We start from the raw sequence: 22,182 nt of genomic DNA on the forward strand, positions 1-22,182 counted from the left end.
TTGACAATTTGAATGGGAACAACTTTACATAGGAGAAAGTAGGTGATTGTGAACGGAACAACATTATAATGCCAAAGATGGAGGAATAGGCATGAAACAATGTCAGATTATTTCAATTACCAATTCCAAAGGCGGTGTTGGAAAAACAACTACCGCTTTGAACCTCGCGGCTGCCCTCGCAGCTGAAGATAAAAAGGTCCTGCTGATCGACAATGACCCCCAGGGCAATCTCACCGCAGCCCTCGGCTATACGCCGGGGGAACAGAAGAATACGCTGGCAAAGCTGCTGCTTGTCCAAATTGACTCTCCGGAGGATCTGGAACTCCACCTCGATCGTGCTGTACTACATACCAGCGGCGGCCTTGACCTGATCCCTGCCAACAAGCGGTTAGCGGACGCTGCAGCCCGCTTGCAGGTTATGCAGCTTTCACAGTATAACGCATCTGGCATCTCGGATGACCCTTGCGAGAAGGTGCTGGACAAGCTGTTAGCATCCCTGTGTGGACTGTATGATTACATCATCATAGACTGTGGACTGAAGCATGAACTATTGACCGTTAATGCTCTGGCTGCGGCAGATTACTGCATCATTCCGGTGCAGGCACACTTCCTCGCCAGTGAAGGGATTCCCGATGTTTTAGAAATGGTGCGCAATGTACAGAATCGATTCAACCCCGATTTGAAGATTGCGGGCATTCTCTTGACCATGTATCAGTCCCGCCCGCAGCTCTGCCAAAGCGTTCGCTCCAGCGTGGGAGAGATCTACGGTGACAGCATTCATGTATTTGACCGCCCCATTGAGCAGACGATTAAGGTTGCGGAGTGTCCGGCAGCAGGCATGAGCATTCTCGATTATGCACCTAAGAATCCTGCTGCTGACTCCTATCGCTCCCTTGCCCAGGAGGTGCTGCGGCTTGGCTAAGAAAAACATGGATGACCTGTTAAAGCGGCGCATGAGCGCAGCGCAGCAAGCATCAGAGTTGGAAGTAGGCAATGAGGCTTATGAAACCATGTTTCAAGCAAAGGCGAATGCGGCAGCTCCCCGCTTTTGCGAACTGCCGATCAACAGCCTCTGCCCTTTTCGCACGGCAGATATTGGATTTCATCCCTACCCGCCTGAAAAGCTCCGCGCATTCTCTCAGCAGCTTGCCGAGCAGGGCATCTATGAGCGCATTATTGTTCGTCTAATTCCAAATAGTGAGCAGTATGAGATCCTTGCCGGACACAATCGTACCGAGGCGTGGCGACTGACCGGACACTCGATGATTCCTGCTGAGGTTGTGGAAGCCGATGACGCAAGAGCGATTTCCATTGCCGTTGCCACCAATCTCCTGCGGCGGCAGGACCTCACCATCATTGAACGCGGCAAAGCGTATCGAGCGTTGCTTATAGAGAGCAACAGAAACGGGCAACGAAATGCAGCCTATCCAACCTTTGGCGAAAATCGCCAAAGGTTGGAGGAATCTTCAGGCAACTCAACTTCTGGCGATTTTCGCCAAAAGTTAGATGGAGATAGCGACGGCGAGACCTTTGGCGAGAATCACCAAAGGTACAACGCCCGAAAGATCGTTGCAGATTTCTTCGGTGTGACGGAGTATGAGATCCGCAAGGCCATCAAGCTGGCAGCACTGATTCCGCAGCTTGCTGATATTTTGGAGAACAGTCCGCGCAAGCTGCCGATTGCCTGTGCGGAACGCATTGCCGATTATGATGCAGACTCTCAAAGGGCATTTGTAGAAATGTGCACCATTGAGGGATATGTACTCAATAAGTCAACCATACAGAAGATCGCCCATACCTGCCCACCTCCATCCGCTGAGCATCAAGACATTTACGCGGCTTGGCGGCAGGCACGGGCAGATGAGGAGTTGCGCCGCGCTGCACCACCTAAGAAAATCACCTTTGACCGCAGAAAATTTGCGCCCTATCTGGATAAGGTGGGTAGTGATAAGGAAATCGAGAGCTTATTTTTAGAATTCTTGCGGCAGCGAATTGGCTGATGTATAATCAAAAAAAGAAAGAGAAAGGATAGCAACGCTATGAGCGAACAGGATAAAATTCGGCTTTTTGAAAATCAACCCATTCGCACGGCTTGGAATGAAGAACAAGAGGAGTGGTACTTCTCTATTGTCGATGTAATCCATGTACTGACTGGAAGTGAAAACCCTCGCAGATATTGGAGTGACTTGAAGCGCAAGTTGAAGTCTGAGGGGGCAACTCAGTTGTACGAAAATATCGTACAACTGAAAATGAAATCGTCGGATGGAAAGAACTATAAGACCGACGCTGCCACAACCGAGCAGCTTCTCCGCATTATTCAGTCTATCCCATCCCCCCGTGCGGAACCGGTGAAACGCTGGCTGGCAGAGGTCGGCAGGGAACGCATTGAGGAGACCATTGATCCGGAGCAGGCCATCGACCGCGCATTGGAAACCTATCTGAAAAAGGGCTATGACCCTGATTGGGTACATCAAAGGCTGCTCTCTATCCGCATTCGAAATGAGCTTACCGATGAGTGGCAGAAACGCGGTGTGGAAAAGGGTCGTGAATTTGCGATTCTGACCGATGAGATCACCCGCACGTGGTCCGGCATGACCACGCGGCAGTACAAGAATCTCAAGGGGCTGAAAAAGGAAAACCTGCGGGACAACATGAGCGATACCGAATTGGTCTTGACTATGCTGGCCGAGGCGTCCACCCGTGATATTTCCAAAGCCTCCAAGCCGGAAGGATTTTCCGGCAGTATGGAGGTTGCCCGACAGGGCGGTGAGGTTGCCGGTGTAGCACGAAAGGCTCTTGAGGAGCGCACCGGCGCTCCGGTTATTACTGCGCAGAACGCCGCGCAGATGAACACCTTGGTTGTGGGCATGATCGAAGAAGCCGCCGCGCTGCCGGCGCAAGCCGAAGCAGATGACAAAGAATAATAAGACTTATGCCAGAAGGCTCGACACCGCAAGGTGCCGGGCCTTTTTCTATCCCATTGTGAGGTACAAAGATGAAAGAAATAAATATACAGTTCCACAAAACACGACCGCAAAATCCGTTTGACGATGGGGCGAAGGCCCGTTTGCACCGTATGGGCCTTCTGAGGATAGATGGAAGTGTGGACGAAGCCACATTGGGCGCCTTGAGCCGCGCCTATTCCGGCTTATTGTTTGATGACTTGTGCGACACTTGCCAGAATTCTTGTGAGATCACAGAGATCCTTCGGAGACTATATGAAGCTGCGGAGCAGGCCGAACCACGGCAAAAGTTTCTGCTGATCTGTCTGCAATACGACGCGCTCTCTCAGCCGCTTCCCAATCCAATTTGGTGGATAAGCGGTGATTCGGAGCTTGCCGGGGACTTTGCAGAGCGTTTTATCTGCCATCTGAAGAAGCTGAGCAAGGCAATGGAGGTGACGGAGCCATGAAGGGAATCCTAATCTATCAGCCAACAAGCAAGTCCGCTCCGCTCGCCGATTTTATTGATGGGCTTGATCCGCGGCTGCGGGAAAAAATCCTCCTGCGGCTGTATTTCCTGACCCAGCTTGAAAAGCCGGAAATGAAAGAACCGCATTTCAAGCGATTTTCAATCGAGCGCTATCGGGATCTCTGGGAGCTGCGGGTGAAGAGCAAAGTGCTCATACGCATCATTTTCTGCACGCTTCCCAATGGAGATGTTCTGCTTTTGCATGGCTTTGTGAAGCGTCAGAAGCGGGATACAATGCAGGCGCTGGAGCAGTCTATCAGAATACTTGACGCGCTGCGGGAACATCCGGAGCGCGCGGTAGAATACAAGATCAAGGAGGAGAAAGCGTCATGAAGCAGGTATCCGGCATACCGCCTGACCGTATGGCAGGAATGCGCATCACAAAAATTATTTGAGAAGGAGGCTCTCCCAAACATGAAAAGAGTAATATCCTGCGTGCTGCTGATGCTGGTTCTTACCTCCAATGCCTTTGCGTTGGAGGTGCCTACGGACACAGTGGTTCAAAACCTCAACGGCAGTCAGCAAGCGATCAAAACCTTTACAGTATCCCCTGAGCAGGACCCTGCGGCACTAATTGAGGAGCCCTTTGAGCTGGAAGGGTATCTCTACACCTTTGCGGACATTGTAAAAAGTGAGAATCCCGTGGAAGAAAAGCGGATTCATACCGAGGTTATCACCGTTGAAACAACGAAAGATGACCTTGCTCTGATTCTGGAGCAGCTTAAGCCCACCATCGAGTATGATGACGGCAGATTTCAGGGTACCCTCGCATTGGATCACACCAGTCTCAATACCGTAGCCGCCGGCTATGCTACGAAAAACTACACGGTGACGGAAACCAAAACCATCGGACAGCTTGACCGCAACGATATGTCCTATGTCCCCGCGACAACCATCAAGAACGGCAGAACCCTGAGCCTTGCCAATGTGGAGTGGCAGGTCACCGGCACCGATCTTGTGGGTGAGGCGCTGATGCCCTCTCAATATCAGGCTGTTGCTACCTACTCTGCGAAAGCGTCCTATCAGGCGGCTACAGGCTATGTTACAACAGCGGAGTATATCGGCGATGTGACCCACGAGGGTGTTGAAAGTGTTACTTATGTTCTGACCTATATCGGGACAGAAGCGAACCACAAGGGCGCGTCTGCCGCTCAGGTCGGAGCGTTTTTTGCGGATCACTTTCCTTGGATCTTAGGTGGAATCGTTCTGATTTGCGCCGCTGTTGGCGGCACGCTGCTTGTATGCCGCCGAAAGGCCGTAGTGAAAGCAGAATGTGAAGCGGATGAAACAGAGGAAAACGAAGAAGATCAGGAGGTGTAAAAACATGAAACTCTTTCAGAAACTGGTCTGCATGGCATTGACGGCGACAGCAACAGCATCCCTTTCTATTTGCGCTTTTGCCGCGGACTATACCTTTGACACAGCCGCGGACACCGACTATTACCCTTCGACCTCTTATGAGGACACCTACGGTACCGCGTATCATTACGGCAGCAAAAATCTTGTGGATTATCAGATTCCCGAACTTCCCTACGGCGTTCTCAGCACCACACAAACCGGCGTCATGGAAAAGCTCCGACTCCCCGGCCTACAGCAGACTGTAGGCGGTTCGGCTTCCGGTATCTACGGTGTGGATAGTGGCGTAGGTATCCCAGCGGTCACACCCGTCATTTCGTCCTATCAGGAGCCTGCTTATACAAGTGCCAAAGATATGGAGCGAAAGGACGGCAGCATCGGCACCCTGAAAATTCCATCCCTGGACATCAACATGAAGGTCTGGGAAGGAGAAACAAAAGAAAGCATGAAAAAGGGACTGGGGCATTACAGCTCCACCTCAGCGTGGGACGGCAATATCGGCGTGTGCGGCCATAACCGGGGCGCCAAGTACACCATCGGCAGCATCAAGGATCTGGAAATCGGTGACACCATCACCTATACCACGATCTACGGCACCCGCACATATGAGGTCGTTTTGGTAAAGACTATCTCCAATTCCGACTGGAGCTATCTGCAGGCGACAGCAGACAACCGTATCACGCTTACCACCTGCCTCGCCAATCAGCCTGAAAAAAGAATTTGCGTTCAAGCAGTGCAAATAACTCAATAAAATGATGGAAAACGGATGGAATTGTGCAAAAAATGTTGTGTCTCCGTTTTATCGGCGTAAGGATTTAAAATAAACCTTTGACAGCCTGAACCTTCTGTATTATCCTCAAATTACTCCGGAGAATCTTAATCAAAAGGAAGTATCAGTTTGGTACAGAATTTCAGACCAAATAGGAAAGATGACGAAATACGGGTCAAAATGGACATCACTGTTGACCTTCCCGCGGAAGTCGCGGAACAGGCAGAACGGATGGGCATTTGCGAGTTTGATCAATGCACCTTTGACGAAGCTACCCGACGCATGACCGCAAGTGTAACCACCGTCTTTTACCGGAAAGGGGCGTGATCATTTGAAGCGGATCCGAGTTATTTCCCTCGCTGTAATTGCTGCACTATCCTTAACAGTAACTTCTTTTGCCGCCGAAAAAAGTCCGCAGCAGTCTGCTGCCGCCTATCTGAGTGAAGCCGGCATTATGCTGGGCAACGAGTCTGGCGACATGATGCTGGAGCAGGGGCTGACACGGGCGCAGATGGCGGCGCTGCTCACCCGAATTGTCACAGATCCCGAGCAATTTGAAACGGACAGCGCCTTTTACCGCAGCCTTTGCAGCTTTACGGATGTTCCGGAATGGGCAAAAAGCTATGTGGGCTACTGCGTCGCAAATAATCTGGTTGCAGGGTATGGCAATGGACGCTACGGCTCCAATGACCCTGTTACTTCTGCGGCGGCCTGCACGGTGATGCTGCGGTGCTTGAATGATGTTGATGCTGTATGGGATTATCAGTCTGCCTGCCAGACTGCCGTTCAGTTGGGACTTGCTGCGGAAGAAACTGTTGCGGACGCCGAGATTACCCGCGGAAAGATGGCGGTGCTGATCTGCCACACGTTGGCAAGGCTTGGTTATGACGTGAAATTGTCCGAAACTGCACAGCCAAATCTCTCTGCCAATGGAACATCGGACGCAGCCGCCGTGCAGGAAACAGCAGAGCCCTTCGATGCTGCTGCGGCCAAGCAGGACATCATTGACCGAACCAACGCTCTGCGCTGCGAAAAAAGCGTAGCTGCCCTGACCGTCAATGAAAAGCTCATGCAGGCAGCGCAGGTGCGGGCAGAGGAGATGGCGGCCAGCGGTGTCTACTCTCACACAAGGCCGGACGGGAGAAAGTATACGACAGTCACGGACTGCAAATACATCGGTGAAAATATTCACTTGATCGGAGAATGGCAGATTCGAGATTCTTCGCTCCCGTCCTTTGCAGTTGAAGCGTGGAAGAATAGCGCGGCACATCTGAAAAATATGCTCAATACGAGATACCATGCGATCGGCGTTGGTGTTTCACAAGGCACTGTCATGGGCGAGCCCTACTGGTATTGCGTTCAGCTTTTCTTATTGGACGGCTACAATGTCACATGGGTGGATGCGCCCGCAGCAAAAGGGTGACTTCGCATAATCAGTTGACATTAACGGAAGACCAATTACGATGAACAATTTCATAACACAACCAAGCAGACCGAGGAAACTTGGTCTGCTTATCTTTTGCGAAAAAGGAGGAAAAGACCTTGAAAAAGATGCGAACAAGACTTTTATCACTGCTGCTTGTACTGGTGACCGTTCTGAGTCTGCTGCCTACCTCGGCATTGGCGGCGTCCAGCACCGGTACCGGCATCAAGCCCACCAGCAACACAAATTACTGGACGACCCGCCTGCTCCATGACGGAACGCCGTACAGCTATAAGCCGCCCATGGCAGCGGGGAAAATGCTCTACTGCCTGGATCGCGGCTATGGCTACCGCTGGGGTACTCCGTCGTTCCTCAACTCTTACACCTATACATCCGCCACCGGCGCGGACGCGGACGCTGTCCTGAAAACAGCGCTGGCGCAGAGCGGCATGGGTGAACTGGATGCCCAGCAGCTTGAAAACTTCAAGTGGATGATGACCTATATCGTCGATTACAAGGGAGATATTCCCGGCAGCCTTTTTTTTGCAGCACAGACCTATGTGTGGGATCACCAGACCTTCAAGGGTGAGGGCGACGGCGATATCGACGGCGGAGGCTTTGCTAATGCGGATACCTATGAGACTTACTTGGGCTACATCGATTGGATGTTGGCCGAAAAAGCAAAGGAGGACGCAGCCTTCCAGAAGCAGATCGAGGAGTACGCCGCACAGGGCGTCATTGCTACGGTTGTTGAAGATGACACCGCAAAATGGGCAGTGTGGGCAAAGTCCAGCGTAAAGGGCCGCCAGAGTTTTTTCAACTATTACGCGCCGAGAAAACTCTCTCTTGAAGCGCAGCCGGGAGAACCGGATATTCCCCCTGCGGGTACAGGCGATATTACGCTGAAGAAGGTTGCCGCAGGAACCACCCGTGGTTTAGATGGTGCCCGCTTTCTGATTTACCGGGACGGTCAGATCGTGGGCAGCGATGTAACGGCAAACGGCGGCATCATCGAGATCAACGACGTCACCAAGGGCCTGTGGAGCTTCGTAGAAACGGAGGCTCCGGCCGGGTACTGCACCGATCCTACCCCCATCAGCGTCTATGTGGACACCACGGACGGCGATAAGCAGTACACGGTCACCGCCGAGAATTATGAACTGCCCAATATGAAAATCATCAAGCGGGACGCCATGAGCGGCAAACCGATTGCCGGCACGGTGTTTTCCATTAAGTCCGTTACCGGCAGCTATTCCACCTCCGTTACGACTGGGACGGACGGTTCCGCAACGCTCTCGGCCATTCCTGCCGGTGTCTATGTTGCGCGTGAGGAATCCGTTCCCGAGCCGTACATCGTAACCAATACCGAGCAGACCGTGGCGCTGCGCCCCGGCAAAACCTCCGAGGTCACTTTCGTTGACTATGAAAAGCCCGGTCTTGAAATTGTCAAGAAGAACATCGCCAACGGAGAGCCTATCGAGGGCGTGACCTACCGCATCGAGCAGATCGACGGCAGCTTTTCCACCAGCGCCACCACCGATAACCATGGCCGCATCTTCCTCGACTCTGTCCCGGTCGGCACATTCAAAGTGACGGAGATCAATGTCCCCAACCATGTCATTCTCTGCCCCATTCCGCAGGAAGTAGCGCTGAAGGCTGGTGAGACATCTACCGTCACCTTCTTCAATGCCCTCAAGCCCAGCTTGGAGATCCGCAAGTTGGATAGCGTCACCGGTGATCCCGTCAAGGGCGCCAAGTTCCAGATCTGGTATGGCAGCAACCATACCGACACCGGTGAGCTCAACGACCTCGGCACTTACTTTTCTGACGCAAGCGGAAAAATCATTCTTCCTGAGATCAAGGATGGCTGGTACAAAGTAACGGAATTGGAGCCGGCGTCCGGGTACGCCATCAAGGAGCCTGCCACGCAGGAATGCTTCATCGCCGGTGGTGAGAGCAAGGTGTTGATTTTCGAAAACACACCCCTTTCCGCCATCATCATCCGCAAGGTGGACAGTGAGAGCGGTCAGCCGCTGGAAGGTGCATGGTTTAGAATCCGCTACCTCGGCGGCACCTCCGGTACAGGCGGCACTGTGGTTGGCGAGTACAAAACATCCAGCAATGGCACCATCGTTGCAACCGGCCTCAAGGCAGGCACTTATGTCTGCGAGGAGATCTCCGCGCCGGACGGGTATGTGATCACCGACGCCGCGGAAACGGTCTATCTCTCCGGTAAGGATCAGGACGTCATTACCGTGACCTTCGGCAACGATAAGATGGGTTCTTTGCTCATTGTCAAAAAGGACGCCGTGACCGGCGCGCCCATCTCCGATGTCGAGTTCCTTGTGACCGACTCGGACGGAAGTGTCATCGGTACTGCCAATGGTAAGTATGTGACCGACAGCGCAGGTACTATCCGTATTGATGGCCTGACCCCCGGCATGACAGTCATCGCCCGTGAGGTGCGGGCAAAAGACGGCTACATTCTGGATGATACCCCGCAGAGCATCAAGATCAAGCGAAACTCTGTCATGACGCTGGAGTTCCGCAATCAACCCAAGGGCGGTGTGTTAGTTCGAAAGGTCGATGCTGCAACGAACGAACCGATCTCCGATGTTGAGTTCCTCGTGACCGACTCCGATGGAAACTTCATCGGTAATGCCAACGGCAAATTCGTGACGGACAGCGCAGGTACTTTCTCTATTACCGACATTGCCCCCGGTACGACGCTCATCATCAAGGAAACCCGCGCCAAAGAGGGGTACCTGTTGGACGATACGCCGCAGACGGTTAAGGTCAAATCCAACGAAGTCACCACGGTAGAGTTCAGAAATCAGCCCAAGGGCAACCTTATCATCGTCAAGCAGGATTCCATCACAAAGGAACCGCTGGAGGGCGTTCAGTTCAAGATCGTCTATGCGGATGGCTCGTATGTAGATGCCGAGGGCGGCACGCTGTCCTCCAACGGCCTGTACTGGACGGATAAGGAGGGCAAGATCACCCTCTCCGGCATTTCCGGCACCGTTGTGGTGACGGAGGTTGAGACGATCCCCGGCTATACTATCGACGAAAACAGCCGCACGCAAACCGTTACCATCAATCCCAATGATACCCAGACGCTTCACTTTTACAACGATCCCGTGGGCGGCGTGGAGATTATCAAGGTCAATGCGGATAAGACCTCTCAGCGCATTCCCAACACTACCTTTGAGATTCGCAAGGTGGACGATGCGCTGGTGGACACCGTGACCACAGGGAAAAACGGCAGCGTGTTCTGCTCTTTGCCGGATGGCGCTTACTACGCCGTTGAGGTCGAGGCAGCGGATGGCTTCCGACTGGATAATACGCCCCATTACTTTGAGGTCAAGGGCGGCAAAACCACCACGCTGACCGTCAAGAACAAGGCGCTGTCCGGCATCCTCATCCACAAAATCGACAGTACCACTGGCGAGGGCATCTATGGCGTAACCTTCCTGCTCTATGACGGCAATAAGAATCCCATGGGACAGTATGAATCCGATCAGGACGGCTATGTTTACATCGCCGACCTTGAAAAGTCCGGCCGCTACTATATCCGTGAGCTGGAAAACGAGGGCTACCATGTGGACAAGCAGCTCAAGACCGTCTATGTAACGGCAGGCAAAACCATTGAGATCGAGTGGGAGAACGAGCCTGTTACCGGTCAGATCCAGATTTACAAGTACGCCGCTGAATATAACGAAGTCACCGGCACAGCACCCGGCACGCCGTTAAAGGGAGCAGTCTATGAGATTGTCAACGCCCGCAGCGGCAAGGTGTTGGACTACATCACCACCGATGCGAGGGGTGTTGCGGCCAGTAAGCCGCTGCCTTTAACGCGGTATCAGATTCGCGAGGTCACAGCGCCTGCGTATTGGCAGGTGTCCTCGGAAGTGTTTGATGTTACGCTGGAATATCCCGGCCAGATCATCAAGCTGTCTGCCTACGATAAACCTTCCTCTCTGGGCGTTACGATCACCAAGCGCGGCAATAGTGCTGTGATGGCTGGCAGTCAGATGCGCTATGACTTCACCGTTGCCAACACCAGCAATGTGCCGCTGGAGTCATTCTTCTGGCATGACCGCATTCCTACGGATATTGCCAACGCGACCGTGCTGAGTACCGGCACCTACAGTGCGCGGCTTACCTACCGTATTCTTTATAAGACTAACTACAGCGCGAGCTATCAGGTGTTGGCGTCCAATTTGCTGAGCAGCAACAACTACAGCTTTGCCCTAAACGCCATCCCCATGCAGGCAGGTGAGGTGGTAACCGACATCTATTTTGACTTCGGAACCGTGCCGGTGGGCTTCCAGTCCGTGGCGAATCCCACTCTGAGCGTGATGGTCAAGGGCATGGCGGTCAATGGCTACCAGATGGTCAACCGCGCCGATGCCGGCGGCAAGTATCAGGGTACCTGGCAGACCGCAACAGCCAACTGGATCACCATTGTCCGCAAGATCGGCACTACCCCGAAACTGCCCAAGACGGGATATTAACTACTGAAAGGCGGCAACCAGCTTTACGCTGGTTGCCGCCTGCTATATACAAATTATGCTTCAATCATTGTGCGGAAATCGACTTGATGAGTACCGTTGTCAGAACACGCTGGCTTTCTCTGCTGCAGGATTCACAAAACTGATTTTTCATTGCAAAATCGACCGCAGAGGAAATGCGCCGAAGATCCTCAGAATCTAATGTATCCGCTGCAAGATGCTGCCATACACGGGAATAGGCTTTTCTCAGGTCTTCTGATGTATGATTACCAGAAAAAAAGGAGCCGAGAACTCCTTCAATCATTGCAAGTTCTTCACTCGTAAATATCAAAGCCATCACCTCATAATGATTTGATTATAGCGAATCAGTATCTTGATTGCAAGGACTCTTTTCTTGACTGCTACAAACAAGTAAGATTGCTGTAGAAAAATGTGATTTTTACTCGATAATAATTCGGGAAAAATGTGTGAAATCTGCGTTGAAAATTCAAGAAAAATGTGTTATACTATAATCACCACTTGAAAAGGATGGTGATGCACTTGAAGCGCAACGCAATTTCGGAGCTAATCCGTTGGAAAGACAGCGCCGAGCGCAAGCCCATGGTGCTCAAGGGCGCACGGCAGGTCGGCAAGACCTGGCTGATGAAAGCGTTCGGGCAGAACTACTACGATCACTTCGTCTACTTCAACTTTGACGAGGAAGATGAGCTGAAGTCCATCTTTGAGACGAACAAGAATCCGCACCGTATCATTGAGCTGCTCTCCATGATCTGCGGCGAGAAAATCGAGCCGGAGAAAACCCTGATTATCTTTGACGAGATACAGGAGTGTCCCGAAGCGCTGAATACGCTTAAATACTTCAAGGAAAAAGCGAATGAATACCATGTGATTGCCGCAGGCAGTCTGCTCGGCACACTGCTTGCCAAGCCGAAGTCTTACCCTGTCGGCATGGTGAATCTTCTGGACATCTATCCGCTGACCTTTGATGAGTTTCTGGAGGCAACGGATCCCGGCCTATACGCCTACTATGAGAGCATCGAAAAGGAACAGCCGATCGAGGAGATCTTCCACAATCGCCTGTTGGAGGCATACAATTACTATCTCATCATCGGCGGTATGCCGGAATGCGTGTCCTCTTGGATCAAGTACAAAGACCCTGCCAAGGTGTCGCAGATTCAGCGAGAACTGATCGAGGTCTATGAAAACGACTTCTCCAAGCACAACGGCAAGGTCAACAGCGGACGGATCCTCATGGTGTTCCGCAGTATCGTTGCTCAGCTTGCCAAGCCCAACGAGAAGTTCATGTACGGCGCTGTTCGCGAGGGCGGCAGAGCCAGAGACTTTGAAGAAGCGATTGAATGGCTCGTTTCAGCCGGTATGCTGAACCGTGTCTACAATGTCTCGAAGATGGAGCACCCGCTGTCTGCCTTTGACAAGCTCGATCAGTTCAAACTCTTTGTCTTTGATACGGGACTGCTCAAGCACATGGCGGGCATTGACAATGCGGCGGTCCTGCTGAAAACCGACTATCAGTTCAAAGGACCACTCACCGAAAACTATGTCCTGCAACAGCTTCGTGGGCAATTCGAGGTCGAGCCTCGTTACTACTCCGATAAGAACAGCGAGATCGACTTTGTGCTGCAAAACGGCATGGAGATCATCCCCATTGAAGCCAAGGGCGGCGAAGATAAGTCTGCCCCATCGTTCAAGAAGTATGTCGCAGACCACAAGCCGGAACACGCTTTCCGCTTCTCCAAGCGCGGCTACCGCAAGGATGGTGATTTTACCAATCTCCCGCTGTATCTCGCACGAAAAACAAAAGAATTGCTGTGAGAATCACTTTTCTTGACAGGTACAAGCATATTTTGCAAGCATAAAATGGACATCTGCCGATTTGGGCAGATGTCCATTTTCATTCTCTTTGTTTGATGACCTCGAACAAATAAGCATGATTCTCGGATGTTCGCAATGTCAGGCAGCCTGCTTCCGGTATTCTCATATGAAAAGGAGCCTCTCTATGATCAGAAAATGCTACAAATTCTACACACTTATTATGACCCTGATGTGGGTTATGGCCGCGATGACCGCATCAGCCTTTGCCGTAGACGATATGTGGACTGTTGCCAACCGCATTATCGTAGATGTTTACACAAAAATTGTCGGCATCAGTACGGTGCTGGCAGGTTTAATGTCCGCCGTTGCCGTGATCGGAGCAAAAATTTCAAATAATCAGCATAAGACCGATCAGGCGTGGGATTGGCTCAAGCGCATTTGGGTCGCATGGGCCATTATTAACGGCATCGGCGCTTTTATCGCCTATGTTGCACCGCTCTTCAGCGGCCTTGCCACTCTGACGCCGTAATGAGGGCAAAGCTCCGGCGCAAAGGAGGTGTCCCCGTTGCTTGAGCTTATTTTTCAAGGCTTTCTCGAATGGGCCTATGGGCTCGCTCTGGAATGCTGGCAATATTTCTCTACGGCGCTGCTGGATATTATGAGTATGGATTTTGCATATCTGAAAAGCCACGCTCCCGTTGTGGACGAGATCATGCAGATCCTTCTGGCAGTTGGTTGGGCGCTCCTGATCGGCAATCTGGTTTTTCAGGCGCTCAAAAGTATGGCGGTGGGGCTTGGCTTTGAAGGAGAAGATCCAAAGCTGCTCTTTGCCCGCACCTTCGTTTTTGCGTTTTTACTGCTGGCAAGTCCGCAGATCTGCGAGATCGGGCTGAGTATGACGTCAAAGATCATTGAGCTGCTCCAGATTCCTGACGCAGTTAATGTCACATTTGTAGATGAGAGCGTATTCGGAGCCATAGGTGCAGCATGGCTGCTGGTCATTATTTTCGGCATTATCGTGATGTTCAAGGTGTTTAAGCTTCTTTTGGAGATTGCGGAGCGGTATGTCATCCTCGCCATGCTTACGATCACAGCGCCGCTGGCCTTTGCTATGGGCGGCAGCAAAAGCACCTCGGAGATTTTCACAGGCTGGTGCCGGATGTTCGGCAGTATGTGCCTTTTGATGGTGACAAATGTGATTTTCTTCAAAATGCTGCTGTCTGTTCTTGCCACAGTTCCCAGCGGTTTAGATGTTCTCCCGTGGATCGTGCTGATCCTTACGATTGTCAAGGTCGCACGGAAAGCAGACGCCATTGTAACGCGCATCGGCTTAAATCCCGCTATCACCGGTGACTCTCTGGGAAGAGGACTCCCCGGCACGCTGACTTATATGGTGGTTCGCAGTGCGGCTTCTCAAATTACAAAGGCAGTGGGCAAGTCCGCAGGAAACGGCGGCAAAGGCGCTGCGCCCAACGCGCCGTCCGGCGGCCCCCGCATGGGCGGGCCCGGCGGAGGTCATGGCAACACGGCGGAGTATGTCCGGCAAAGCGCAGCGCAGCAAAGCAGCACAAATCAAAGCACATCACAGAAATCGTCTGATGCGCAAAGCGCCTCAGTACATACAGGCGCGCCGCAATCACCCTCGCAGGAAAAGTCCGCCCCATTTGCTGCGCAGGACAGTATGCCTAAAAATTCGACAGCGCCAAGGCCCTCGCAGGAACGGAAAAGTTCTGTTCCTCTCGGCACACGCCGCTCTCTGACACATATCAAGGCTGCAACAAAGATACCGCCTGTCGGTGCGCAGAATGCATCCGGCAGACCCGGTACGGCAGGAAAAGCTGGCGCTTCGGCACGCCCCAGTGTGGCGGGAGCGGCAGAGACTCTTCAAAGCGGCGTGCGCTCCCCAGCCTCGCAGCGCATGAGAGTACATTCGCCAGAGACAACGCAGCCCGGCCGTGCAGGAACGTCGGCAGCACCATCCGCTTCCCGTATGAGTCAGATAAACGCACAAAAAGTACAGGGTGGAGCAACTGGTCAGGTGACGCAGGCCGCAGAGCACACAGGGATCACGGTGGGACAAACCACCGTGAACACTTTGCAGGACAACTCTCCAAGACCTGCGGCGGGGATTGGTGGCGCGATGCTTACCACCGCCTCTGTTCGCGGCGGAATACAGACCGTGCAGCAACATACACCCAATGCGCGCTATACGCAGCGGCCACCCAAGCAGCCAACCGGTCAGGCATCGCCGCCTCGGGCGGAAAGCCCGCACCCCGGCACCGCAGGAATGCAAAGCGCCGTTTCTGCGCAGCGGCCGTCTGGAGAACCGCGACCCGGCAGGAATGGTATTCCAAGCCGCACGGCAGTTTCTCCGGATGCACGGCAGCATAGTCCGATCCGGCAGGAATCGCGCAGTGCTTCCGCAGCCGCCGCGCCGACACTCAAAGGGACAGCGCCTAACCGACACCCCGACCCGGCAGGAACGGCGGCAGGCGTCCCATCGGCATCACAGTCGCGGCAGACAGTCAGACCGTCCGCACCTTCTGCGAAAAGCAGCGCGCAGCCCGGAAAGAAAGCGGTATCCACAACTGCGGCACTCAAAGGCAGCGTAAAGGCAGACGGCGATGTAAAACCGTCAAGAAAACAGCGGGGTAAGAAGCATGGATGAGAAAGACAATTCCCGATCTTCCCTTCAAACGGCGGCTGATCTTGGCCGTGCCGCAAAAGCAGCCTACCGGATTGCGCAGGCTGCTGCGGTGTCTGGTGTTCACGGTGCCGCTGCCGCTGCGGTAAAAGAAACCGTTCCGGCCCTGGTAAAGTTTTTCCTTGCCGTTCTGCTCATCCTAATCGTGATCCCGATGGTAGTATTTACAGCGCTGCCCAATATTTTTTTCGGCTACGATTCCTCTGATACCGCTTCGGTGATCCATATGACGGAACAAGCCATGCGTATCGGCGGGGCGTATATGAGTCTGGATGATTTCGAGCGAACGCAGATTGACTCCATCATAACCGGTATTGCGGCGGAATATGAGGCGGATGGAACGGCAATTGACCATATTGAAGTCAAAAACACGATGAAAGAGGATGACCTGCTCTGGATCATTGCAATCAATTCCGCCGCCTATGAGCAGGATCTGGACGCCATGAGCGCGGAGCTGATTCAGAATTTCTGCCAATCCACCCTGTCCTATCAGCCATCGCTTTCTCTTCTGGGTGGCAGCACCTCCGCAACGCTGGAGGTAGAGATCAAGCGGATCGATCCGGAAGAGTTGATGGAGCAGATGGGCTTCAATGAGGATGCCAGACAGTGGGCAGGCGCCCTCTTTGAAACGCTGAAGGATAGCGGCGCGCTTGAGAAGTACGGCGGGTACTTCAGCGCCTACCAACCGGATTACAGCGGGGATGGCTCCTATTCCGGCGATATTCAGCATGGTACAAGCTATGATAATGACATTGACATTTCCCGTTTTGTCAGCCCGTCTACGAAAAATAATCTCGACCTTGCCGCCTATGCGGTGCAGGCGTGGGAGAACAACTGGGGCTATGTGTGGGGAACCTACGGCAATATTCTCACAGAGTCCCTCTTTGCCTATAAAAAGCAGCAGTACCCGGACGGAGTCGGCAATTACGCTGATTTTATTGAAGCAAACTGGCTGGGACGGCGCACGGCAGACTGCATCGGCCTGATCAAAGGCTATGCGTGGCTGGATGCTTCCACCATGCGCATCGGTTATGCCGCAAACGGAATGCCGGATTACGGTGCGGATCAGATGTATCAGGCGGCAAAGAATGCCGGCATTCAAGGAACAGACTACGGCACGGTATCCTCCATGCCGGAAATCCCCGGACTGATGTTATGGAAAAGCGGACACGCCGGCGTTTATATTGGCGGCGGTTACGCAATAGAAGCCATGGGAACGCGAAAAGGTGTTGTGAAAACCGAAGTCAGCGGACGCGGCTGGCAGGGGTGGTGTAAGCTGCCCTATATCGACTATCTGGAGGTGGAGTAATTGGCAGAGACAACCTATTTACGCTATATACGGCTGAAATGCGGCATTACGCTGATGGAATTGGAAGAGCACAGCAGCTTCAGCAACCAGTATTTGAGCCTGCTGGAACTGGGCAGGGCAAACTGTACGCCCAGAAATGCGGAAACGCTGGACCGTGCCATGCTGGATATCATTCTCTCCCGTGCAGAGGAGCTGATGAAGCTGGCACAGATTTGCTATGAGCACAAAGGACATCTGTTAGATGCCGTGGAGGTGGATCCGAATGAACTATGAGGTCTATCACATTCCTACCAATTTTACAGATGCAGGCCGCGTTATGGGACTCTTTGAGCTGCGGAATCTGGTGGAGGCTGTCCTCCTGACGCTCCCGGCACTGTATCTTTGCATTGCTTTTCTTCCGCTGGATCTGACTCCGAAAATCATAGTGACGCTGACGATCATTGTGCCGCTGGGCGGCTTTGGGCTGATCGGCATCAGTGATGACAGTATGACACGGTGGCTGGGAAGCTGGTGGAAATGGCGGAGATCCCGCCGGATTATCTTATTTCGAGGGGAGGTCAGGAAATGAATCTCAAGGAACTGATTTTTGGAGGAAGCGTTCATACCGACGGCAGCGGCGGAGTATACCGTGACAGCGTGCAGGCGTGGCTCCCAATCAAAAATATCATCGGCGGCGTAGTCATCACCAAAGATAACCGCTTTGTGAAGATCATGGAAGTGCTGCCTGTCAACATCTATCTGAAGTCTGCCATTGACCGGCAGAATATTATCTCGTCCTTTGCATCGTATTTGCAGATCGCACCGGATGAACTGCAGATGATCGCCCGCACGCTGCCCGCGGACACGCAGGCGTATGTAGAGCAGATGCAGCGCTATGCAGAACAGGAGGAAAACGAAGCGTGCCGGGAGATGATCGAGGATAACATTCGGGAGATCGGTCATGGCATCGCCGGCGGCGCCATGCGGCATCGCTTTTTCCTTGTGTTTCAGTATGAACCCTCCATGCGGGCCAAGCGCAACACGGTGCAGGCCATCATCCAGCGGCTCAACGAAGAGGCCGACACCGCAAGGCGGTATCTGGATCTATGTGAACTGGAGGTATTAGAGCCTCAGTATTCCGATAATTTTGTGCTCAAGCTGCTCTATGAGATTTTGAACAAGAAAACCAGCCAGCGTGTGCGTCTGCCGGAGGGCGTTTTCGATATGACAACGGCCGTTCATGGGATCTATGGGGAATAACACGGCGGAGCGCATTTTTCTTGACGAGAGGTAATAATTCTTATATAATTAAGAAGTAATAAATACAAGGAGGCGTTCCACATGATGATTCGATCTGCTACTGCACTGCGGAATGATTATGACGGCATGGTGAAGCTGTCCATCGAAAAGCAAGAGCCGATTTTCCTCACGCGCAACGGAGATGGCGAAATGGTCTTTTTACCGATCGAGCTTTGGGAGAAGCGTCAGGCAGAGCTGGAACTGTTTGCTGAGATGCTTCGGAGAGAGCAGAACAGATTTGCCGGCGCAAGGACTTATTCTGCTGCGGATATGCAGGCGGAAACGGAGGAGCTGCTTCGTGAGAGTTGAATGGCTGAGCGAAGCGCGCAATGAGTACCGTCAATTGCTTCAGTATTATAAAACAGAAGTTGGTCTGCCGTATGCGCGGAAGTTTGCGAGTAAGATACTGACGAGCGTAAATCAACTCGAGCGTTTTCCAGAAATAGGTGTTTTGAAATATGACACGCTGATGGGAAAGCATGGTTTTCGGGCGTTGTTCATTGACCAATATGCTTGTGTCTATAAAATTGAAGGTGATACTGTCTATATCTACCATCTCGCAGACGCCCGGAAAAATTACATCTACCATATCTTCGGCATGGAAGAACCGGACTCAACAACTTAAAAAACAACAGCAAAAGCATCTCTGCGGAGGTGCTTTTTTGCTGCCCAAAACGTATGCAAAGGATGTGATTCAGTGGTTAAAACGAAAACGAAAAAGGCGCCGGCGGCAAAGTCCGCTCCGGAGAAGACTGGTAAGAAAAAACAGCCTGGGGAGAGTCAGATCAAAAAACAGCCTTTTTTGAAGCGGATGCTCTTTGGCGAGGAAAAGCCGGATCTCAGTGAGCTTGAAGCAGGCTCCACCACCATTCTTGACATTCTCTCTCCCACCACGGTGGATACAAAAAGCCGTGACTACATCATCGTAGACGACGTGTATCATGCTTATCTCTATATCACGGGCTATGGCTATACCACTACCGTCGGCACCTGCTGGCTTGCGCCTTTGGTGGAGGCTGGCGAAGGGATTAACCTGAGTTTTCTCGTCAAGCGTCAGCCCAAGGAAAAGATCCTCTCCAAAATCGCCCAGACCACTATGGTCAACCGCTCCCGGATGCGGGATGTGGGCGATACGCGGCAGGACTACGAGGAACTGGATAGTGCGATCAGTTCCGGCCTTTATCTCAAGGATGTAATGAACCGGCAAGGCGAGAATTTCTATTATATGCATACCTTGATTGAAGTGACGGCATCTGATCCCGAAACGCTGGAACAGCGCGTCACAGAGGTGGAGAAGCTGTGCGTATCCGTGGATATGATCGCACGGCGCTGCGACTATAAAAACGAGCAGGCGTTTCTCTCGGCTCTTCCCATTCTGGCGCTTGATCCGGATATTGAGCGTAAGGCACGCCGCAATGCGCTGACCTCCGGCGTGGCAGCAGCCTTTCCGTTCGTTTCCTATGAGCTGAGTGACCACGATGGGATCTTTCTGGGACTGAACCTCTACAACCGCTCTCCGGTATTTCTCAATCCCTATGATGATTATAAGTACACCAGCGGCAACTGGTGGATCGGCGGCTCTACCGGTGCAGGCAAGACGGTGACGCTGCAATGTCTCGGTGGGCGGCTGCGGGAACAGGGCAAGCGGGTCATCATCATCGTTCCCAAGAAAGGGCATGAGTTCCGCCCCCTCTGTGAGCGTCTGGGCGGGCTGTATTTGCGGATGTCGCCATCCTCAAAGGACTGTCCGAATCTGATGGCGATTCGGCGGAAATCGCTGGACTCCTACGCAAAGCTCAAAAATATCGCCGCGCGGGATGACTCTGTGCTGGCAGACAAGATCGCGCAGCTGATCATCTGGTTTTCTCTGAAGAAAAAGGATCTGAACGAAGAGGATAAGAGCCGCCTTGACTCCTCGCTGGTGGAGGTTTATAAGCGCTACGGCATTACCTTCGACAACAGCACCATTGTCGATGAGAACGGAAATTTCCGCACCATGCCCATTCTCTCGGACTGGTATGAGATTCTTTATCAAGAGCAGGACACGCGGCATCTGGCAGTAGTGCTCTCTCGCTATGTCACTGGCTCGGCTGCGGCAATGGCAGGCCGAAACGACATTGAACTTAACAATAAGTACATTGTCCTCGACCTCTCTGGTATGCCGGATGATATGATCGCGGACGGCACCTTCTGGGCCACCAGCATCGCCTACGACCTCATTATGAACTGTGAGGACGAACTCTCGGCGCTTCTGGCAGACGAGTTATGGAGTCTTGTGGGTGCTACGGCAAACCCGCAGGCGGCCGGGTTTGTGCTGGAAATGGTAAAGACCATCCGTGGCCTTGGCGGGATCGCAGTTACCAGCACCCAGGGAATGCAGGACCTTTTCAGTCTGGAGGGCGGGAGTTACGGCAAAGGAATCCTCGATTCCAGCCGCATTAAACTGGTTATGCAGATGGAGGAGCAGGAGGCACGGCTCATTCAGGATAAGCTGAACCTTTCCGAAGATGAGGTTCGGCAGATCACCCGCTTTCGGCGCGGCGAGGGACTTCTCTGCATCGGCTACAACCATGTTCCCATTGCGTTCCACACGACACCAAAGGAATATGAAGCCATTACCACTTCACCCACCGATCTGCGCGTAAAGCGAACGGGGCAAATCGATGAATGATCTAAAGCGGGATATGATGCGGATTCAGGAACTGATCGGCAATGCCTTCCGACAGACCGGCTCTCTGGTTGCCCTGACAGACGGCGGGCAGATGAATCCAAACAAGCTGCAAAAGACATTGGAGCAGACGATGGAACAATTTGAAGCAGCCACTCTGGAACTGCGAAAACTCTGCGAGCGGTACGCACCGGGAAGCGGGGGCTTTGCGAAAAAGCCAATTCTGCCATCCATGGATGTAACGGGCAGCGTGGAGGCCTTTGGCTATGGCTGGCTCCATATCACGATCAATACGCTGCTGCCCCATTGCCGGTATCAAAGCCCAAACTGGCTCAGCGATACCATTCGGCGGCTGCTGGACAGCTATGAGGCGTGTGGAAAGGAATTGCCGTTTTTTGAGCGGGCCATGCTGATCATTGATGAGCATACCGCCATGGAAGGCCGGCATATTTTCGATCAGGACAACAAGGGGTGGAAGGCGGTCAGCAACGCCATCAAAGGAAGACTTATTCCGGATGATGACCAGCATACGCTGGCAGTCGCCCTTCTTTCTACGGCAGTGCAAAGCCAGGAGTGCTGTCATATCACCGTCCTGCCCCTGTCCGATGCTCATGACTTTTTCTCCGCACATTCCAGTGACTATGCCCCCGGAAACTTCTGTTTCGGTGGATGGTGCTGATGGGCAAAGCAGGTGAAAAAGCTGCGAAAACACCCAACAGATTGCTGCCTGATTTCAAGCGCCTTGGAGCTGCTTTGCAGCGCGGCTGGCCTGTTGGGTGTCAGCGGGCTTGGAAGGCTTGAAACAACAGCTTTTTTGAGAAGTGTTTTTGGCCGGTTTTCGCATACTGACCTGTCTA

General features: G+C 52.8%; 22 protein-coding genes. 21 read left to right on the plus strand and 1 reads right to left on the minus strand.

Annotation, left to right across the window (positions count from 1 at the left end; all coding sequences use genetic code 11):
* The first annotated feature begins 91 nt into the window (after positions 1-91).
* The 10 genes from KQI82_RS05305 to KQI82_RS05350 all read left to right on the plus strand — a co-directional run bounded on the left by KQI82_RS05305 (position 92) and on the right by KQI82_RS05350 (position 11,536).
* Complete coding sequence (locus KQI82_RS05305) at positions 92-922, plus strand: ParA family protein (RefSeq protein ID WP_216631839.1); 831 nt, start codon at positions 92-94, stop codon at positions 920-922.
* Positions 915-2,000 carry a ParB/RepB/Spo0J family partition protein gene (locus KQI82_RS05310; RefSeq protein WP_216631840.1) on the plus strand — a complete coding sequence of 362 codons (1,086 nt, stop codon included), beginning with the start codon at positions 915-917 and terminating at the stop codon, positions 1,998-2,000. The genes KQI82_RS05305 and KQI82_RS05310 overlap by 8 nt, the downstream gene beginning before the upstream one ends.
* Before the next feature lie 39 nt (positions 2,001-2,039).
* Complete coding sequence (locus tag KQI82_RS05315; protein WP_216631841.1) at positions 2,040-2,924, plus strand: BRO-N domain-containing protein; 885 nt, start codon at positions 2,040-2,042, stop codon at positions 2,922-2,924.
* A 71-nt stretch (positions 2,925-2,995) separates the two neighbouring features.
* Positions 2,996-3,412, plus strand: a complete 417-nt coding sequence (locus KQI82_RS05320; RefSeq protein ID WP_216631842.1) for a hypothetical protein — start codon at positions 2,996-2,998, stop codon at positions 3,410-3,412.
* Positions 3,409-3,804 carry a type II toxin-antitoxin system RelE/ParE family toxin gene (locus KQI82_RS05325; protein ID WP_216631843.1) on the plus strand — a complete coding sequence of 132 codons (396 nt, stop codon included), beginning with the start codon at positions 3,409-3,411 and terminating at the stop codon, positions 3,802-3,804. The genes KQI82_RS05320 and KQI82_RS05325 overlap by 4 nt, the downstream gene beginning before the upstream one ends.
* Positions 3,805-3,885: 81 nt before the next feature.
* Positions 3,886-4,791 carry a hypothetical protein gene (locus tag KQI82_RS05330; RefSeq protein WP_216631844.1) on the plus strand — a complete coding sequence of 302 codons (906 nt, stop codon included), beginning with the start codon at positions 3,886-3,888 and terminating at the stop codon, positions 4,789-4,791.
* Positions 4,792-4,795: 4 nt separating this feature from the next.
* Positions 4,796-5,578 carry a class D sortase gene (locus KQI82_RS05335; protein WP_216631845.1) on the plus strand — a complete coding sequence of 261 codons (783 nt, stop codon included), beginning with the start codon at positions 4,796-4,798 and terminating at the stop codon, positions 5,576-5,578.
* A 198-nt stretch (positions 5,579-5,776) separates the two neighbouring features.
* Positions 5,777-5,923 (plus strand): hypothetical protein, encoded by a 147-nt coding sequence (locus KQI82_RS05340; protein ID WP_216631846.1) that lies wholly within the window; start codon positions 5,777-5,779, stop codon positions 5,921-5,923.
* 4 nt (positions 5,924-5,927) lie between these two features.
* A complete protein-coding gene (locus KQI82_RS05345; protein ID WP_216631847.1) occupies positions 5,928-7,019 on the plus strand; it encodes a CAP and S-layer homology domain-containing protein in 1,092 nt (363 codons plus the stop codon).
* A gap of 128 nt (positions 7,020-7,147) precedes the next feature.
* The gene (locus tag KQI82_RS05350; protein ID WP_216633635.1) at positions 7,148-11,536 is read left to right on the plus strand and encodes a SpaA isopeptide-forming pilin-related protein; all 4,389 of its coding nucleotides are present in this window, start codon (positions 7,148-7,150) and stop codon (positions 11,534-11,536) included.
* A gap of 64 nt (positions 11,537-11,600) precedes the next feature.
* Here the strand turns inward: KQI82_RS05350 and KQI82_RS05355 are convergent, their stop codons facing one another.
* Complete coding sequence (locus tag KQI82_RS05355; protein ID WP_216631848.1) at positions 11,601-11,864, minus strand: hypothetical protein; 264 nt, start codon at positions 11,862-11,864, stop codon at positions 11,601-11,603.
* A gap of 197 nt (positions 11,865-12,061) precedes the next feature.
* On the opposite strand from KQI82_RS05355, the gene KQI82_RS05360 reads away from it, so the two are divergent.
* The 11 genes from KQI82_RS05360 (at position 12,062) to KQI82_RS05410 (ending at position 22,004) form a co-directional block, all read left to right on the plus strand.
* The gene (locus KQI82_RS05360; RefSeq protein WP_241426624.1) at positions 12,062-13,366 is read left to right on the plus strand and encodes an ATP-binding protein; all 1,305 of its coding nucleotides are present in this window, start codon (positions 12,062-12,064) and stop codon (positions 13,364-13,366) included.
* A gap of 220 nt (positions 13,367-13,586) precedes the next feature.
* On the plus strand, positions 13,587-13,895 hold the full coding sequence (locus KQI82_RS05365) for a hypothetical protein (protein ID WP_241426625.1): 309 nt from the start codon (positions 13,587-13,589) through the stop codon (positions 13,893-13,895).
* Between the two features lie 36 nt (positions 13,896-13,931).
* Positions 13,932-16,034, plus strand: coding sequence for a TrbL/VirB6 family protein (locus tag KQI82_RS05370; RefSeq protein ID WP_216631849.1), 2,103 nt, complete (start codon positions 13,932-13,934; stop codon positions 16,032-16,034).
* A complete protein-coding gene (locus KQI82_RS05375) occupies positions 16,027-17,379 on the plus strand; it encodes an NlpC/P60 family protein (protein ID WP_216631850.1) in 1,353 nt (450 codons plus the stop codon). The genes KQI82_RS05370 and KQI82_RS05375 overlap by 8 nt, the downstream gene beginning before the upstream one ends.
* A complete protein-coding gene (locus tag KQI82_RS05380) occupies positions 17,380-17,652 on the plus strand; it encodes a helix-turn-helix domain-containing protein (RefSeq protein WP_216522136.1) in 273 nt (90 codons plus the stop codon).
* The gene (locus KQI82_RS05385) at positions 17,642-17,947 is read left to right on the plus strand and encodes a hypothetical protein (protein WP_216522139.1); all 306 of its coding nucleotides are present in this window, start codon (positions 17,642-17,644) and stop codon (positions 17,945-17,947) included. Before KQI82_RS05380 ends, KQI82_RS05385 begins: the two co-directional genes overlap by 11 nt.
* The gene (locus tag KQI82_RS05390; protein ID WP_216631851.1) at positions 17,944-18,618 is read left to right on the plus strand and encodes a hypothetical protein; all 675 of its coding nucleotides are present in this window, start codon (positions 17,944-17,946) and stop codon (positions 18,616-18,618) included. The genes KQI82_RS05385 and KQI82_RS05390 overlap by 4 nt, the downstream gene beginning before the upstream one ends.
* A gap of 81 nt (positions 18,619-18,699) precedes the next feature.
* Positions 18,700-18,966: a type II toxin-antitoxin system Phd/YefM family antitoxin gene (locus KQI82_RS05395; protein WP_216522143.1), complete on the plus strand. Its 267-nt coding sequence runs from the start codon at positions 18,700-18,702 to the stop codon at positions 18,964-18,966.
* Complete coding sequence (locus KQI82_RS05400) at positions 18,956-19,282, plus strand: type II toxin-antitoxin system RelE/ParE family toxin (RefSeq protein ID WP_216522145.1); 327 nt, start codon at positions 18,956-18,958, stop codon at positions 19,280-19,282. The genes KQI82_RS05395 and KQI82_RS05400 overlap by 11 nt, the downstream gene beginning before the upstream one ends.
* 72 nt (positions 19,283-19,354) lie before the next feature.
* Positions 19,355-21,328 (plus strand): VirB4 family type IV secretion system protein, encoded by a 1,974-nt coding sequence (locus KQI82_RS05405; protein ID WP_338148950.1) that lies wholly within the window; start codon positions 19,355-19,357, stop codon positions 21,326-21,328.
* A complete protein-coding gene (locus tag KQI82_RS05410; RefSeq protein WP_216631852.1) occupies positions 21,321-22,004 on the plus strand; it encodes a YggN family protein in 684 nt (227 codons plus the stop codon). Before KQI82_RS05405 ends, KQI82_RS05410 begins: the two co-directional genes overlap by 8 nt.
* The last annotated feature ends 178 nt before the right edge of the window (positions 22,005-22,182 follow it).

Origin of the sequence: Dysosmobacter acutus, assembly GCF_018919205.1 — a bacterium.
GTDB classification, from domain to species: domain Bacteria; phylum Bacillota; class Clostridia; order Oscillospirales; family Oscillospiraceae; genus Oscillibacter; species Oscillibacter acutus.